Origin of the sequence: Desemzia sp. FAM 23990 (assembly GCF_045528485.1) — a bacterium.
In the GTDB taxonomy this organism is placed as follows: domain Bacteria; phylum Bacillota; class Bacilli; order Lactobacillales; family Carnobacteriaceae; genus Desemzia.
Genome location: NZ_JBGQQW010000007.1, coordinates 74038 through 90196, shown reverse-complemented (window position 1 = coordinate 90196; position 16159 = coordinate 74038). Strand labels below are relative to the sequence as shown.

The 16159-nt window shown below is 37.6% G+C and carries 19 protein-coding genes; 12 read left to right on the top strand and 7 right to left on the bottom strand.

What is annotated here, in order from left to right:
- Positions 1–45 precede the first annotated feature (45 nt).
- The 10 genes from ACEN4I_RS04515 (at position 46) to ACEN4I_RS04470 (ending at position 8994) form a co-directional block, all read left to right on the top strand.
- Positions 46–957: an aldo/keto reductase gene (locus ACEN4I_RS04515; RefSeq protein WP_407102866.1), complete on the top strand. Its 912-nt coding sequence runs from the start codon at positions 46–48 to the stop codon at positions 955–957.
- A gap of 686 nt (positions 958–1643) precedes the next feature.
- Positions 1644–2642: a Gfo/Idh/MocA family protein gene (locus ACEN4I_RS04510; RefSeq protein ID WP_407102865.1), complete on the top strand. Its 999-nt coding sequence runs from the start codon at positions 1644–1646 to the stop codon at positions 2640–2642.
- A 120-nt stretch (positions 2643–2762) separates the two neighbouring features.
- Entirely contained in the window at positions 2763–4049 is a 1287-nt protein-coding gene (locus tag ACEN4I_RS04505; protein ID WP_407102864.1) for a DEAD/DEAH box helicase, read from the top strand.
- 30 nt (positions 4050–4079) lie between these two features.
- A complete protein-coding gene (locus ACEN4I_RS04500) occupies positions 4080–6758 on the top strand; it encodes a sigma 54-interacting transcriptional regulator (RefSeq protein ID WP_407102863.1) in 2679 nt (892 codons plus the stop codon).
- 167 nt (positions 6759–6925) lie between these two features.
- Positions 6926–7234 (top strand): PTS sugar transporter subunit IIB, encoded by a 309-nt coding sequence (locus ACEN4I_RS04495; protein WP_407096999.1) that lies wholly within the window; start codon positions 6926–6928, stop codon positions 7232–7234.
- Positions 7235–7426: 192 nt separating this feature from the next.
- Positions 7427–7729, top strand: a complete 303-nt coding sequence (locus ACEN4I_RS04490; RefSeq protein ID WP_407097012.1) for a PTS lactose/cellobiose transporter subunit IIA — start codon at positions 7427–7429, stop codon at positions 7727–7729.
- 78 nt (positions 7730–7807) lie between these two features.
- Positions 7808–8029 (top strand): hypothetical protein, encoded by a 222-nt coding sequence (locus ACEN4I_RS04485; RefSeq protein ID WP_407096998.1) that lies wholly within the window; start codon positions 7808–7810, stop codon positions 8027–8029.
- A 12-nt stretch (positions 8030–8041) separates the two neighbouring features.
- The gene (locus ACEN4I_RS04480; protein ID WP_407096997.1) at positions 8042–8215 is read left to right on the top strand and encodes a hypothetical protein; all 174 of its coding nucleotides are present in this window, start codon (positions 8042–8044) and stop codon (positions 8213–8215) included.
- Positions 8216–8278: 63 nt separating this feature from the next.
- Positions 8279–8773: an SRPBCC family protein gene (locus tag ACEN4I_RS04475; RefSeq protein WP_407126431.1), complete on the top strand. Its 495-nt coding sequence runs from the start codon at positions 8279–8281 to the stop codon at positions 8771–8773.
- A gap of 56 nt (positions 8774–8829) precedes the next feature.
- Positions 8830–8994 (top strand): hypothetical protein, encoded by a 165-nt coding sequence (locus ACEN4I_RS04470; RefSeq protein ID WP_407096995.1) that lies wholly within the window; start codon positions 8830–8832, stop codon positions 8992–8994.
- A 735-nt stretch (positions 8995–9729) separates the two neighbouring features.
- Here ACEN4I_RS04470 and ACEN4I_RS04465 read toward each other — a convergent pair.
- From ACEN4I_RS04465 to ACEN4I_RS04435, 7 genes are all read right to left on the bottom strand, one after another.
- Positions 9730–10755 carry a YeiH family protein gene (locus ACEN4I_RS04465; protein ID WP_407096994.1) on the bottom strand — a complete coding sequence of 342 codons (1026 nt, stop codon included), beginning with the start codon at positions 10753–10755 and terminating at the stop codon, positions 9730–9732.
- A 76-nt stretch (positions 10756–10831) separates the two neighbouring features.
- On the bottom strand, positions 10832–11323 hold the full coding sequence (locus tag ACEN4I_RS04460) for an N-acetyltransferase (RefSeq protein ID WP_407102862.1): 492 nt from the start codon (positions 11321–11323) through the stop codon (positions 10832–10834).
- Between the two features lie 404 nt (positions 11324–11727).
- Entirely contained in the window at positions 11728–12864 is a 1137-nt protein-coding gene (locus ACEN4I_RS04455; RefSeq protein ID WP_407127646.1) for a tyrosine-type recombinase/integrase, read from the bottom strand.
- Positions 12865–12866: 2 nt separating this feature from the next.
- Positions 12867–13187 carry a hypothetical protein gene (locus ACEN4I_RS04450; protein ID WP_230523568.1) on the bottom strand — a complete coding sequence of 107 codons (321 nt, stop codon included), beginning with the start codon at positions 13185–13187 and terminating at the stop codon, positions 12867–12869.
- 90 nt (positions 13188–13277) lie between these two features.
- A complete protein-coding gene (locus ACEN4I_RS04445) occupies positions 13278–13883 on the bottom strand; it encodes a hypothetical protein (RefSeq protein WP_407127644.1) in 606 nt (201 codons plus the stop codon).
- A 451-nt stretch (positions 13884–14334) separates the two neighbouring features.
- On the bottom strand, positions 14335–14784 hold the full coding sequence (locus ACEN4I_RS04440; RefSeq protein WP_407127648.1) for an ImmA/IrrE family metallo-endopeptidase: 450 nt from the start codon (positions 14782–14784) through the stop codon (positions 14335–14337).
- On the bottom strand, positions 14771–15148 hold the full coding sequence (locus ACEN4I_RS04435; RefSeq protein ID WP_407127643.1) for a helix-turn-helix domain-containing protein: 378 nt from the start codon (positions 15146–15148) through the stop codon (positions 14771–14773). The genes ACEN4I_RS04440 and ACEN4I_RS04435 overlap by 14 nt, the downstream gene beginning before the upstream one ends.
- 153 nt (positions 15149–15301) lie before the next feature.
- Here ACEN4I_RS04435 and ACEN4I_RS04430 point away from each other — a divergent pair, with 153 nt between their 5' ends.
- Both ACEN4I_RS04430 and ACEN4I_RS04425 read left to right on the top strand, forming a co-directional pair.
- Complete coding sequence (locus ACEN4I_RS04430; protein WP_407127641.1) at positions 15302–15517, top strand: helix-turn-helix domain-containing protein; 216 nt, start codon at positions 15302–15304, stop codon at positions 15515–15517.
- A gap of 105 nt (positions 15518–15622) precedes the next feature.
- The gene (locus tag ACEN4I_RS04425; RefSeq protein ID WP_407127640.1) at positions 15623–16156 is read left to right on the top strand and encodes a hypothetical protein; all 534 of its coding nucleotides are present in this window, start codon (positions 15623–15625) and stop codon (positions 16154–16156) included.
- Positions 16157–16159: the final 3 nt, after the last annotated feature.

Genomic DNA, 16159 nt, shown 5'->3' with positions numbered 1-16159 from the left:
TTGGGTTCGATAAACTAGGGGTAACATAAATAGGAGGCGAAGCATATGGTAGTAAGCTTATATGACAGAATTCCTTTAAACAATGGTTACACGATTCCGCGTATTGGATTAGGGACAGCAGGATTATCCGGTTCCCAAGCGGAAGAAGCAGTATTTTATGCGTTGAATCAAGGTTATCGCTTGATTGATACAGCAGCATCTTATGACAACGAAGAAGAGGTTGGACGTGGCATCAACTTAGCGATCAACGCCGGCATTAGTCGAGATGAAATTTTTGTGGTCACTAAAATTGCTCCAGAAGATATGGGATTTGATAAAACGATTGATGCATTTGAAGCAAGTTTAGAACGTTTGAACACGCAATATATTGACTTGCTGCTTATTCACAAGCCAGCTAAAGATGATGAAGTAACATTAGACACGTGGAGAGCGATGGAAGATATTTATGCTTCTGGTCGAGTGCAATCGATTGGGGTTTCGAACTTTAGTCGTGGTCATTTAGCAATGTTGCTGGATGAAGCTAAAGTAAGACCGGCAGTAAATCAATATCAAATGTACCCTGGAGCAAGCGACCGCAGTACCAATGATTATTGTGACGATGAAAATATTGTCTCTATGGCGTACTCCCCATTGAAAAGAGGGAAAGTGCAAAAAGAACGAAGATTGATGTCTATTGCAGAAAATTATAATAAAACACCTGAACAAATAGCTTTACGTTGGTCAGTAGATCGTAATGTGATCCCTATTCCGCAATCTGGAAACAAAGACCATATTCGAGATAATATTGATATATTCGATTTTAATTTGAGTGATAGCGACATGACTACTTTAAACAACTTGGATGTTCCAAGAAAAGAGCGTGACAACGATGATGGCGGAGGAAATACTGATCGGACCAATCGTCGTAAAAATATTCAAAAAGGACGAGGCAGCGGAACAGGACGTATGAGACACTAACCGTTGTTGTGTTCAGAGTAAACAAATATCTGTTCAAAAAGACCACAAAAGCTGACAGTTTCTTACTGAATTTGTAAGAAGCTGTCAGCTTTTTGACTATCAGCTGTTTTTCTACAGTTTTTCAATCAACACTAAAGTGCTTGAAAGTATCGGTATTATGTGTGAATAGTTTGGTGGGAGTTATGGTGGACGGGATGCGTTGCTAGTACCATATTGCAGTAACATTTAATACGATATGGTAGATAAGAGTTTGATTCGGACCATAAGTGGTGAAATCATTTGAGGATATGGTAGATGAAGTGGGTTTCAAGTACCATATAGGTGAAATACAAGGTTCAATATAGTATTTTAATCCCTTCACCCTGCAGCTCAATTTGAAAAAACGTACGTATAAGCTTGATCAGTGGAATTTATTCTATTTTCGAGGAACGAGACAAAAAGTTGTAAAGTGGTTTTCACCTCATCTCATCTATTCTAAGATTAACAGCTTTATTTTCAGCTTTGCTTTTACTATTAGAGGAGATTTGGTAAAATAAGAAAATGGAGAGGTATTTTATTTGATTGGAAGCGTGCGAATTGCCTCGTTTAGCTTTGGGAGAAAAGCTTTCTGATCTTAGGAGCAATAGTATACAACAGGATTACCATCTTATTCATAATAAATTCAAAATTACTGGAGGTTTTTTTGTATGACTTTAAATCTTGGAATTATTGGAACAAACTCTATTACAAATGTTTTCGTAGATGCTGCGTTGGAATCGAAACTCTATTCCTTAAAAGCGGTTTATTCACGTTCTGTAGAAAAAGCAGAATCTTTTGGTAAACCATACGGAGCTGACGTCTTTGAAACAGACTTGACTGTTTTTGCGCAACACCCGGAAATCGATGTGGTTTATGTAGCTTCTCCGAATAGTTTGCACTTTGAGCAAGCGATTGAGTTGATGAAGCATGGCAAACATGTGATTGTAGAAAAGCCGATGTTCTCTAATCCAAACGAATGGGAAAAAGCCACACAAAAGGCTAAAGAAAACAAGGTATTCTTGTTTGATGCAGCTCGCCATATCCACGAAGAAAATTTCCAGCGAGTGAAAGTGGAAGTTCAAAACATTGAGAATATCCAAGGGGCTAATTTGACGTACATGAAATATTCTTCTCGTTATGACAATGTGTTAAATGGAGAAGAACCGAATATCTTTTCATTGAAATTCTCTGGGGGAGCTTTAGCAGACTTAGGTGTTTACTTGATTTATGCAGCCGTTTCTTGGTTCGGTATGCCTCAGTCTTCTCATTACTTTGCGCAAAAAGTGTCTACAGGGGTCGATGGAAAAGGGACTATGATCTTACGTTATCCGACGTTTGATGTCACGATGCAGACAGGAAAAATTGCTAGTTCTTATTTGCCAAGTGAAATTTACGGATTAAACAAAACCATTTCCTTAGACGGAGTTACCGGAATATCCGCTATTGAAATCGTTGACCGCAAATCAGGACTAAAAGACAACATTGCTAAATCGGCTCAAAAATCTCCTATGATCGAAGAAGCTATTGCATTTGCAGATGTGATCAATCACGCAGAAGATGAAGAGCGCTTAAAAGACTATCAAGAATGGACAAACCTGAGTCAACAAGTCAATCAAGTACTTTATGAGCTGCGAAAAGACGCAGAAATCGTTTATCCAGCAGACTAAAAAAAGTGAAAAATGTTTAGGCTGAGAATAATGTCTCAGCCTTTTAAACTGTTTTTCGAAGAGCATCATAAAAAGGGCGATCGAAAAGACCTAAATACCGTAAATAAGAGGAGCAATCACATGAATGAACAATTAATCCCTGCATTCCAGAAACATTGGAATGATTCCGGTTTTGGTGCACCAACGGCCATTCAAACGGAAGTATATGATTTATTAAAAGAGAAGAAAGACGTAGTAGGAATCTCTCCTACTGGTAGTGGAAAAACATTGGCTTATTCTATTCCGCTATTGGAACAGATTGTGCCGACAGATGGAATGCAGTTATTGATTTTAGAGCCTTCTCAAGAATTGGCCGTTCAAGTTGGACAAGTTGTCAGTGAATGGGCTAAAGCGTTGCAATTGACTACATTAACGTTAATTGGAGGGGCCAACATCCAACGCCAGATCGACAAATTAAAAAGCAAACCTGAAATTATTGTCGGGACACCAGGACGTATCTTAGAATTGGCCGATAAACGCAAATTAAAGCTGCATCAAGTGCAAACAGTCGTATTGGATGAAGCAGATCAATTGTTGGGACAAGATCAATTGAGCACAGTACGTGAAGTGATCAAAAAAATGCCAAGTGATCGTCAAATGGGATTCTTCTCAGCTACCAGCAACGCATTGATGCAAGATTTGTCTAAATGGTTCAACGTGGAACCAATCTGGAAAGATGTTACAGCAATAGATGATTCAAAAGGTGAAATCGTTCATGCTTATATCGAAACGCCGATTCGCAAACGAGATGCGACATTAAAACAATTGAGTCATTTACCGGATTTTAGAGCGTTAGTCTTTTTTAATGATGTAGCTAGTTTGACGGCTGCATTGGATCGTTTGCGTTTTGAAGGAGTTTCAGCTGGCGTATTGCATAGCGAACGGAACAAAACGGAACGTCAACAAGTCCTGCAAGACTTCCGTAATGGAAAAATCCAATATTTATTGACGACGGATCTAGCTTCAAGAGGTTTAGATATAGAAGCCTTGGATTACGTGATTCAATACGATATTCCTATCTCTAAAGAAAGTTATGTTCACCGTTCTGGGCGTACAGGACGTATGAGACGCAAAGGGACTGTCTTAACGTTAGTCAATGAGCGGGAACTGCGTAATTTCAAACAATTGATCGCTCCGTTGGAATTGTCTTTGATCCAATTGTACTTATATGGTGGGGAATTAGTGACCAAAAAAGTAGTTCAAGAAGAAGCGCCGCATGCTGAAAAAGAAACCATCAAAAAAGTTGTTCCTAAAAAAGTTAAGAAACCTGTGTCTACACAACCTGTTGAGGCACCTGTGAAGAAAAAGAAAAAGAATCGTACGAAAAAAACGAAGAATAAAGGAGCAAGACGTAAAAAGTCAGAATAGTTTTTTGCTTAAAAGGAGAATGTGTTGAAGATGAGCAATCGTAAAGACTTAGTATTGAAGTATTTACAGCAAAATCCAGATGATTCCTTTTCTGCAAGGGAGCTTGCAGAAGCGCTTGAACTTGATCGAACAAATGTGAGCCGCTATTTAAACGAGCTGTATGCGGATCATAAAGTCCACAAAATTGTCGGCCGTCCGGTATTATTTCAATTCAAATCGCCTCGTTCTAAAAAAGAAGATGGGGAAAGCAAAGCTTTTTCAAAAATGATCGGGTATAATTTGTCTTTAAAAATTATGGTGCAGCAAGCTAAAGCGGCTATACTTTACCCGCCTAGAGGCTTGCATACGATCATTTTTGGTCAAACTGGGACTGGGAAATCTGTTTTTGCCCGCAGCATGTATGAGTTTGCTTTAGAAGCTAAAGCAATGCCGCAAGATGCCCCTTTTATTTCATTTAACTGTGCCGATTACGCTCAAAATCCACAACTATTGTTTGGGCACATTTTTGGAGTGAAAAAAGGGTCGTATACGGGTGCGACTGAAGATACACCAGGTTTGTTGAAAAAAGCTGATGGCGGGATTCTGTTTTTAGATGAAATCCATCGGCTGCCTCCTGAGGGGCAAGAAATGTTGTTTACGTTTATCGACAAAGGTGTCTATCAGCCTTTAGGAGAAAGCGGCAAAGAGTATGAAGCAAGTGTTCAGATTATCGGGGCTACCACTGAAAGTTCTGATGTATTGTTGTCAACATTCAAACGACGTATCCCCATGTCGATTACCTTGCCGCCATTGTCGGAAAGAACCATTGATGAACGGTATCAATTAGTAGCAGCTTTCTTACAGCAAGAAGCCCGTCGTTTGAATCAGGAGATTGTTGCTGAACGGGACGTCATCTTAGCCTTTATGCTTTATCATCCTGAAGCCAATATTGGACAAGTGGAGCGAGATTTAAAACTGGTTTGTGCGAAAGCTTTTTTGCATTACCGTACGAATGATGAAGACCATTTGAACATTACGCAAAAAGATTTGCCATTACAAGTACAAAAAGGATTATTGCTCAAAAAAGAAGCGCCAGATCGCCTGAATCGAATCATTAAACCGCAGCAAAACCGGTTTGTTTTTGAATCAAATCACCAAGATTCGGATTATTTTTTAGGTTCCGGAGAAGATATGAGTGTCTACAATGCGATTGAAGAACGCGTAGATGAGTTGCTCAGATCAGGTGCTCAAAATATCGACTTGGAGAAGTTTGTACAAAATGGCATGGGACATTATTTCAATGATTACATTGAGCAGTTGGCGAGTAGAGAAGTACAGAAAGAATTGATTTCAACGGATATTTTGGAAGCTACCGAAATGGTCTACGATATAGCAGAAAAACGCTTGAATCGAACATTCAATAACAGCACGCGTTTTGCTTTTTCATTGCATTTGCAAAGTACATTAGACCGTATTCGAGAAAATCGACCTATTATCCATCCTAACTTAAATGGTGTCCGTAAACAGTATTCCAAAGAGTTCCAAGTAGCTATCGAATTGTCTTCCTTGATTGAAGAGAAGTTTGTGATTGAGATACCATTAGATGAAATCGGTTTTATTACGATGTTTCTGACGATCGATTTAAAAGAGAAGTCAGAAGAGCTGCAAGAAAAAGTCGGCGTCTTTGTAATGATGCATGGAAAATCTACTGCCAGCAGTATGTTGGAAACGGTCCAAGAATTATTAGATACTAAATTTGGGATTGCTCTAGACATGCCGTTGACGATGAAAGTCAAGGAAATGTACGAATGGGTCAGGATAACGATTCGGGATCACATGAAAGATTATGCACAAGGCATCTTATTGCTGACTGATATGGGATCGCTGAATTCATTTGGGGATATTTTAGCAGAAGAGTTGGATATGCCTATCAAGACTTTGTCGATGACGAGTACTCCGATTGTGTTGGAGGCTGTTCGAATGGCCAGTTTAGGCAGGTCATTAGAAGACATTTATCAAAGCTGTCAACGTGGAATGAGCAACAGTATCCAGCAAAATTTCACAGTAAAGAAAGACAAGAAACCTGTTATTGTGGTGACTTGCTTTACTGGAGAAGGAGTAGCGAAAAAGCTCGAAGAAAAATTAGAAACAGAAATTGATACGACCATGACAAAAATTATTCCGCTCCAATTTCTGCAGCGAGAGCAATTTCGTCAACGAATTGATCAATTAATGGAAAAATATGACTTAAAAGCTATCGTAGGAACAGTAGGCTTTGATTATTCCTCGGTTCCTTATTACTCGGCTTTTGATATTTTTGAGGGCAACAAATTAACCGATTTAAAGCGTCATTTAGAATCGGATTTTCCAGTAGAAGAAATGGCTCATTCACTCGAAGGAACGATTAAATCGGTGGATTCTGTCCAAGAATTGCTGGAATTGGTGCGAGATGTAGTAGATAAATTACTGGTTAACATGCAGTTTCAGATTGATGCGGGTGTAAAAGTAGGGGTCATCCTTCACCTGGTATTCTTGGTTGATTCTTTAAGAACAGAAGCTTTTTTACGTCCGTTTCCTAATAAAGAAATGTTTGTTAAACAAAATCGAATCTTGATGGATGTGACTAAAACAACGTGCATCGTATTGGAACGTCGTTATGAGATCCAATTTCCAGAAGATGAGATAGCGTACTTGGCTTACATGTTGTTAGAAAATAAGACTCATGAATGACAGAAATACACACTAAAAACAAATGTGTAACCATTTGTTTTTAGTGTGTATTTTTACAATGGTGAGAAAGCCTTTTCTGATAACGTTTACTTTTTAAAAAGTTGGCACGAAAATTGCTTATATATAAGTGTAAGGTAAAAAAATATCATATATGGAGTGAATATAAAATGAAAACAATTATGTTAGTATGTGCAGCAGGTATGAGTACAAGTTTATTAGTAAGCAAAATGGAAAAATCAGCAGAAGCAAAAGGAATCGAAGCAGATATCTTTGCCGTTTCCGCTTCAGAAGCTGATGCTAACTTAGCGAATAAAGATGTAAACGTTCTATTATTAGGACCACAAGTTCGCTTCATGAAATCTCAATTTGAAAAGAAAGTTGCTGATAAAAATATTCCAGTAGACATCATCAACATGCAAGACTACGGTATGATGAACGGTGAGAAAGTACTAGATCACGCATTAACATTAATCTAGAGAGTATAGCAAACCGTTTAAGAGAGTGGAGAAAAGCATCCAGCCTATTGGTTTATAGCCACATAGGCTGCTTTTCGCAGCTCATTTAGTAAACTAAACGTACGAAGAAATAAAGATAACCTAATACAGTCAATCTCGTAGTAATGGAAGGGAAGTTTTATTGTGGTAGATGAACAAAATTTAGAAACGATCATGGGTCTTATTATTAATGGCGGGAATGCTAAAAGTGATGCTATGGAAGCTATCCAAGCTGCTAAAAAAGGGAACTTTGAAGAAGCAGACCAAAAAATCAAAGATGCTGATAAATCATTATCAGAAGCACATAAATCTCAAACAGGTATGTTAACGAAAGAAGCCTCTGGGGATGCCGTTACGATATCTTTATTGATGGTACATGGGCAAGATCATTTGATGAATGCCATTACTTTCCGTGATTTAGCAGCTGAAGTTGTAGATGTTTACAAAAAAATAGCTGGCGTTTTGATTGAAGAGTAAACCAACGACAAGCTGCGAAAAGTGAGTATCCCTTTTTGTAGCTTTTTCAGTTTAAACAAAAATTAGGAGGAAATAAACATGATTCTTTTAAATGCACCGATTCAACAAGACAAAATAATTGACACTTTAACTCATTACAGTGAAAATGGGGTTAGCTACAATTTCATAAAAAAAGAAGGTATGAAATTGTACTTTGAATCCACTATGGATAACGAAGAGGAAGCAGCTCAATTAGCTAAAAAAATTATTAAAGGTACAGATTACGGTTCTATATTGTATTTTCAAGCTACAGTGGAATGAGGGAGATAGGCAATGCTTAAAAACGGAATGTTCATCATGTCTTTAGGATTTATTGCGCTGATATTAGGCCTTACAGGTCCAGGTGAGAACAGTGGTTGGGTTTTAGCATTAGCCGTAATCTGTATTGTGGCTGGTTTTATTTTGTATTACCAAGCTGAAAAGAAAGAAAAGATAAATAAAGATTGATACAATGAAAAAGACTCTGATTTTTAGAGTCTTTTTTAATACTACAAAAAGGAAAGAGGTTTTATGATGACAGCGACTATCCAACAGTTTGAAGACAAGGTGATTGCAGAATTTGAACGAGAATTTCCGTATGAAATAGAATTAGTTTGGAAAATGCTAGCAGACAATCAGTATTTGCAAAAGTGGTTCCCTGAATTGAGTGTAAAGTCGCTTGAAGAAAATGGCAAGATTTTATTTGATATGCAAGATGGGACTTTTGAAGAAATGACCATTACGTCATTGAGTGAACCGAATGTTTTAGAGTACACTTGGGACAGGGACTTGGTTCGATTTGATTTAACGCCTTCAGAAAAAGGAACTCACTTAGTATTCAAAGAGACCATTTCTGAAGTGACAGAGCATACTCCTCGAGATATCACAGGTTGGCATATTTGTTTGGATGCGATTGAATCTATACTTGCCAACGAAGAAATGCCAGATACGCAATTGGTGTTTAATGAGTTGTATCCTGTGTACAAAGAAAAATTTGCGACGTTTGGAGAAGAGACAGGACAATAAAGCATGAATGGCATAAATAGGAAAAAGAGTTGCATGTTCCGAAGAAAAGCAAACCGATGATTCTTGAAATCTCGCCTATGAATTATCTTGTGATAGAAGGAGTAGGCCATCTTAATGAAGAACTGTTTTCTAAAAAAATCGAAGCTATGTATTCTGTTTCGTATGGAATTCGGATGTTGCCTAAAAAAGGAGAATCAACTGTATTGGGAATTGACTGTTAGTACACGAAAAAGCTGAAGAACGGATTGTCTGCTCTTCAGCTTTTTACCGTTCTCCAGTATTAACGTTGGTAACTAAAACAATGTTTACTCATTACTCGTTAATCGTTGCTTGGAGCAGGACATGAATGAATCTGAGTCAGCCGGCAGCGCTATTGTTTTAGTTTATTAGTCAAGTGAAAGCTTAAGTGAACGCTACTTGATCAATAAATCCCATTTATTCATCAAGTCGGACATTTTCCACTCCTCACTTGATGAATAACCCTCATTTGCTCCACAAATGAAGGCCTCTTTTCACATTGAATAGAGCATTCCTTCCGAAGAAGCCGCTGAGTATCGTGACTCTACTCGAATAAAAACAACACCGGCTAGTTTAAGTCCGATTTTGCGTCTTTTCATGAACATCCTAAATGCCGGAATAAATTTCTTCACCAACACTAAAAGATGAAGAACCTTTTTACCGTAAAATGAACGATAGCCCTCTCTATTTAAGAGAAGGCTATCTAACTAATCAATATTCAATATTTTTAGGTTGTCTAAACTATTACTCATTTTCAATATTTCAATTTATACAATGTATTCCCTAACCTCTAATACATCCTTGTAGCCCCATAGCTACTCCAGTGTGAATAAACTTGCCGCGTAAAACATAAAACTCGTATATCAATATCTTTCGTGTATTAACTAGTATAACACAATTTTAACGAAATAGCTAATCCTATTATATTGATTTCTGTTCTACACTTGCCCCAGCACCATTTGAACGACAAATGAAACCACGACTACCAGTGAAGAAATAATAAATCCATGCAGCATCGGTTTAAAACCCGATTTAGCTACTTCATAGAAGTTAGTCTTCAACCCGATAGAGCCGAGTGCCATCACCATCAAAAATTTGCTGATGATAGAAGTGATATTGCTGACCGATTCTGGAACGAGGCCGGTGCTTTTAATAGCTACCATCACTAAGAAAAATAGAATGAAAAAGGGGAAAATGCTTCGGATGCTGACTTTTTTCCGTGTGATCGTTTCCCCATTGGCCAATTGTTCTTTCCGTCTCATACGTGCATTGATGATCGAAAAAATCAAGACGACAGGGACGATAGACAGAGTCCGAGTTAGCTTGACAATGACGGCATACGCACCGGCTGCATCTGAAAAAGCATACCCTGCTGCGACTACGGAAGAAGTATCATTCACTGCTGTCCCAGTCCATAAACCAAATCCTAAATCACTCATCCCAAAGTACATCCCAGCTATCGGAAATAAAATCACCATCAAGATATCAAAAATAAAAGTAGCAGAAATCGAGTATGCGACATCACGATCTTCCGCCTCAATAGTTGGAGCGATCGCTGCAATCGCTGATCCTCCGCAAATACCCGTTCCCGCTGAAATCATACTCGACAATTTCCAGTTCATGTTGAATAATTTTCCAATAAGGTATCCTCCGCCAAATGCAGTCAGCAAGGTAAAGACCATGACGATCAAGGAATACTTTCCGACGTTTAATACTTGCGTAAAACTAAGTGTCAGGCCTAATAAGATAATCGATAATTTCAATATTCTTTTGGAAACAAATTGTATGCCTTCTTTAAAAATCGTGTATCTTGAAATTAACGGGTTTAATAACATCCCGATCAATAAAGCAAAGACACTTCCACTAATAACGCTATTTGGGATCCAAGCACTGATTTGATTGGCTGCTACCGCCAGTGCTGCAGTTAATAAAACACCCGCTGTATACTGTTTGACTTTATTCAACGATAAATCCTCCTCTATATTTCTTACCTCTATGATCTTACTCATTTAAAAGGAGAATTTCAACTCTAGATTCATCCTAGTTAGATCTGTTTTTTTGAAAAGCGACTCTTGGCGTTCCGTCATTTACATAAATCGTACCGCACTTTTGGTACCCATTTTTTAGGAGCATTTTTTGCATCGGGATGTTAGTTTCGTGCGTATCAACCTTGATATTGGGTATTTGCTGAAAACACCATTCTAAACAAAAAGCTCCTACTCCTTTTTGCGATCGCAGTGATCCTAAGCGATGCACAACTCCGTATAAACCATCATTTAGCCATTTTCCGTCGTAGATTTCACGATAGGTGGCATCTTCTCCGATCGCAAATGTAAATACTCCAACGATTTCTGCTCCATCTAAACAAACATAACTTGTCCCTTCTTGAATATCGTTGATCAGTAATTCATCACTGGGGTAGCCATTAACCCATTGCTGGTCATTTCCATTCTCTCGCATATATTTCCTTGCTTCAGTATAAATATGCTGAATAAGCGACAACTCGTTTCTTTTTGTAGGTCTAATTTGCATTTCTCTTCACCTCTTATTATTCACAAATAACTATGTATAAAAATTCTACCATAAAATCATCTTAATGATAGGTGGAAAGCAAAAGAATTTTGTCCGTCTGACGAGATGTTCAATAATGGAATAATAGCGGGAGAACATGATGTGAAAAAGATGGATGATGAAGAAGCTTGAGATTTTAACATCAAATAAGGAACCTGAATGATGAAGTTCAAGTTCATAACATCAATCAACCGCTCTACAGAATTAATATACAGTTTACCAGTTAATTGTAAAATAAAAAGAAGCTTCAAACTCAAACAGAGTAGAAGCTTCTTTCTATTTTTAGCGGCCCTAGAGAGATTAAACACACCTTGGTAGTAAAGGGTTTGTGAAGCTTCAGCCCGAAAATAGCCCAAATCGGTTTTTTATTTGTAGATTTCTGAAGCTAAATGATCAACTTGGTCGTTTCCAATATCTTCCATTTCTTGGAGGACATGAGCATAAACTTCCATAGTGATGATGACACTATTATGACCTAATCGTTTAGAGACGAATTGCATGTCTGCTCCTTTCAACAATAATAAACTGGCATGCGTATGACGAAGCGAGTGGAAGGAGATAACTTTGATCCCTGCTTCTAGGCATTTTTCTTTTAGAATTTCATTCACTCGTCGATAACTCATTTGTTTGAATAAACGAGTTAAAAAGACGAATCTGTTTTCTTTTCGAATACCTATTTTGAGAGCTTCTTTTTTATAGTGCTTGATAATAGCGTCCAGTACGGCCAACGTTTCTTTATCTACAGCAATGCTTCTGACACTGGCTTTGGTTTTCGTTTTGATAAAGGTGTGAGTATCTTGGTAGTCCCAACTCCTTTTGATCTTAACAGTTTTCTTTTTCCAATCAATACAATCCTCTGTCAATGCAAATACTTCTCCTAATCGACAGCCAGTAGACAAAGCAAATAAAATCATAGCACTAGCAGTCTGGCTACCATCATAATCTTTCATGATAGTAGCGATCAATTTTTTAACGTCTACTTCATTCAAAAACTTTTTATTCTCATCTTGAGGAGCAGTACCGGTCATTTTAACTTTGAATGTGATATCTGTCGTGATGTAACCAGTGTGTAAAGCATATTGGATGCAAGCTTTTAATTGCGCGTGTGCTTTTCTAACGGATCGAATCGAATGATTTTCTCCATACTCGTTGATAAAGAGCTGGTATTTATCAATACTAATTTTAGACAGCGGAAGATCTCCAAAATAAACCGCAACAATGCGAGAGGTCGTATCATAGGTTTTTAAAGTAACAGGCGATACGTGCGGAGCCTTGTATAATTCGTACCACTTCGTAAAGTAATCCCAGAAGGGTGCATTGACGTCCATTACAGCGTTTGTTTCCAACTGTTTATTGAGTTGTTTTTCCGCCTTTTCAGCTGCTAACTTGGCCTCTCTTTTTGTCCTAAATTTACTCTTGGATTTTTCTTTGTATTTCCCGTCAGCAGTTTTATAACTTATCCTATATTGCCAACTACCGTTTCTTTTTCTGATTGAAGCCACATTTACCAATTCCTTTCGTTAACTGTATTAGGGAGCTGAACATGAATTTGATTTTCTTCGAGATCAAATCGGACATCGATGGTTTCATCCAGGATGATATCAGGATAGATGATGCCAGCTGATTTCAATTGAAACCAATCGCTTATAGCAGTTTGTTCTTTGACGTAACGCCTGATTTTCAAGTGAATAAATTCGTCGAAATAGTAAGCAAACAAACAACAAACGTTGTCTATGTCGAAAGTCCTCACTCGATAAGCACCGGTATTTTCCGTACTATAGGCTACAAACTCCGATTCTTCTTCTGTCATTTCAATGATTATCATAAAAACAGCTCCTTTTTCCGTATTTTTTTGTTCAAAGTACGAACATATGTTCTTTTTGTGTTAAAAAGAAAAGCCTTTTAGGCTAATCTTTTATTTTTTGTCAACTCTCATAGTAAACAGAAACAATGGGTTTTCTGGATCATATTCTAAGCTGTACTCGTACAAATCTGTGGAGTAACCTTGCTCAAATTTCCCCGAACGGTTAGCCATGTCTTCCGAAACAGCTAGATCTATTTTTGAAGAACTATCAATAGCGATTAAAAGCAGTCCCAGTGTTGCAGAATTAGACCCGTTATATTGATATCTGACAACTTGGCCATCGTTATCCAAAACAGCTGTGAGACTATCGTCATAACTGTCTGTTTCCATTTGAATACCGCTTACTACGCTACCTGTATAGTTCATTTCTTCGACCACTAAATCATCAGCCTCTTTAAAACCTTCGCCTAAGCTATCCGAAATATCTTTAATTTCTTCTGGCACAGGCATATCAACTAATGTAGTTTCCAGAGCGGATGGATTGCTGTCAAGAGCAGTTTGGCTTTCATCCGCATCATCCTCTGCTGCAGATCCTATTAAGTAAAGCACCACTAAAAGCACTGCTACTATAGATAACAACCAGACCCACCACTTCTTATAGAAAGGTTTTTTCTGCACGTACACATTTCCTTGATCATCAGTAATTTTCTTGGACATTGTTATCCCTCCGATTATTATTTTATAGCACTGCTATAGGTATGCTATAGCACACCTATAAATAGTTTTAGATGTGCTATTAACGAATATAGCAATGCTATGCTCGTTTGTATTGTTGCTATAGGTTGCCATAAAACTGAAATCAATATCTGTTTGTTTGTTGCTAAATGAATAGGTGATTTATAGCACCGTTATAGCACTGCTATGGCAGTGCTATAAATTTTAGTTAAAATGTGAATAATGTGTTTGTTTACTACAAACGTTGTCAAAACAACGTTTTAGGCAATGAACTCTTTGGTAGAAAATGGCAGTGCTATAGCAGTGCCATTGGCAGTGCCATAGCACTGGTGTAGCAAACGATAGCAAAGTAAAGTAAAGGAAAGGAAAGTAAAGGAAATTAAAGGAAATTAAAGGAAAGGTAGTAGTAATTAAAAGATGCTGCTGCCTACCTCTAATAAATACGTTCCGTTAAATATTCTTCAGATAAATCTTCAGGAAACCCAAATTCAAGTTCAAGTTCTTTCGTGGACCTAGGAAGTTGATCATTCAATTCGGCATAATACCAAACCAATAAAGCAGCAGCGAAAGCGTTTGCTTCATTTTCTAACTTACCTCTGGTTACATTATTCTGTACATAGTATCCAGATAACTCTTTATGTTCGATCGCGTGATGCAGTTCATGAGCAACTAAAAAATAGCGATGATTGTGTTCCTCGTATTTTTCATTGAGAAGTATGATAGGTTCATCAAACATCTTTAAGTATTGCCCCTCCGGATTAGCTAGAAAGGGGACATATTTGATATCTATGCCCATCATTTCAGCTATCGCAAAAGGATTTAAAGTACCTGTAGTTTTATATAATTTGTTGATCAAAAGACGATATTTATCATTCACTGCCATCACTTCGTTTGCGTTTCTCCAATTTTTCCCAGAATATGCCAGTCAGCACATCTTTAACCCTTTGTTTTTCTTCCTCGGTCAATCGTTCCCCACCGTATGCCATGTTTACATTGCTATTCAACATGTCTTCTAAATCCATCACATCCTTTTCTGTGGCCCAGTCAGGAATGTTTCTCCCTAATAAATAATCAGTAGAGACGTTAAAAAAGTCAGCAAGCGACTCTAATCTTTCCTCAGACATGCCTCTTTTATTAGATTCCCACATCGCTACCGTACTTTGAGATACTTTTAATGCATCAGCGAGACCTGACTGAGATAATCCTCTTTTCTCTCTTAAACTCGCTAGTTTATGACCATCTACCATTATGACACCACCTTCAGTGTAATTATACAATTACTAAGCGTAATTATGAACTCAAAAAAAATAAAATTACTAAATGTAATTTTTTATCTTGACAATTACTTTGAGTGATTATATTATTATTACACAAAGTAATTGAAGGGAGGATAGAAGAATATGACTGTTTTAAAAAAAGAACGAGAAGCGTTAGGGAAAACACAAAAAGAAGTGGCCGAAGAAACTGGTATTTCTTACTCAATGATTCAATTATTAGAGCAAGGTCGTAGAAGCGGGTCTGATCAAACTAAGATTAAACTTGCTAATTACTACGGTACTACTGTAGAGTATCTTTTTTTTAGCAACAACATCACTCAGAGTAATAAAAAAGTTTGATGAAGTACTACTCTGAGTAACAGTTCTCATTTCTTATTAATACTATAGATCCTAAACCGCCGTACTTGCTACGGACGGAATACGGAAAAAGAGGAGGAATCAAATGTGAAATCATCAAAATCTTATGTTATCAGCCGCGAACTGAACTCTGTTTCAGAAAGGCGGCAAATAAATCAAGTGGCAATTGCTAAAGAAACTTGCCGAGCAAAAACAACGGTAAATGGTTATTACCGTGGAGAACCTACTCCGATTGAAGCGATGCAGCAAATAGCTGAAGTGGTGGACGACTCAATTTTTAGCCAACAACTATCACACAAAGTTTTTGAAAATATTCCAGCTATGGAGTCAGAAGTTTTCCGCATGGATCCGTATGCTTTAGACATTATCCAAAGTATTGAACAAGAGGAGCGGAATCAGCTCAAATCAAAAGCAATGTTTGCTCTTACTAAAAATAAAGAAGCTCTTTCGAAAGAGGATAAAGAAGCAATTTTCGAGTATGCCATGAATTACCTGGATGAAGTCTTTATCGAAATCAGATACATCATCACGTTGTTTGAAAAGTTAGGCATGTCGATGATGACAGCTGTTAAAAGAAGAGTCCCTCACTGGAAGATGAAAAAGTATTTGAAAGGAGAATAACTT